Annotated in this window: 1 pseudogene; it reads left to right on the forward strand. The window is 61.7% G+C overall.

Annotation, left to right across the window (positions count from 1 at the left end):
* Positions 1 to 136: 136 nt before the first annotated feature.
* Positions 137 to 647 (forward strand): annotated as a pseudogene (locus tag F6X37_RS35975) (IS4 family transposase); the annotation flags it as partial.

Below are 647 nucleotides of genomic sequence, written 5' to 3' on the forward strand. Positions count from 1 at the left end.
GAATGGCACTTACTTAAGCCTACATGGAGGAGAAGACGCGGGTAAGTGCTTGAAGAGAAAGGGAGGGGGCTGATCCAGGGATTGATACGATGGTTGTTACCAGGCAAACACCGTCTCATTCCAAAGATCAGCCCCCATGGATCGTAATGCACGAAGTCATCACAGGCAAACACGAAGCAGGGTTCAAAGCCGGGCGTGCAGGGCCCAGGCGGTAGACTACTTCAACATACTGACGAGCCCGGGGCTGTTGGGCATAACGGAAGCGTATTTGCCAGAACATCGGGAACGGCTGTATCCGCCGACGGTGACACTGTCGATGTTCATGCGCCAGGCGCTGGAAGAGGACGCCTCCTGTCAGAAGGCAGTCAACGGGTGGGCGGCGCAGCGAGCTGCCGACGGGCTGCGGCCCATGAGTGTGCGTACGGGAGGCTACTGCCGCGCTCGCCAGAGACTGCCGCTGACGATGGTGCGGGAGTTGGCGCGCGAGACGGGGCGCCAACTGCATGAGCAGGCCGAGCCTGCCTGGAAGTGGCGCGGGCGCCCGGTCAAGCTGGTTGACGGCACCGGGATCTCGATGCCCGATACGCCGTCGAACCAGGCCCGTTTCCCGCAGTCCAGTGCTCAGGCCGAAGGAGTGGGCTTTCCAT

It is taken from the genome of Paraburkholderia sp. 31.1 (genome assembly GCF_014397645.1).
GTDB classification, from domain to species: Bacteria; Pseudomonadota; Gammaproteobacteria; order Burkholderiales; family Burkholderiaceae; genus Paraburkholderia; species Paraburkholderia tuberum.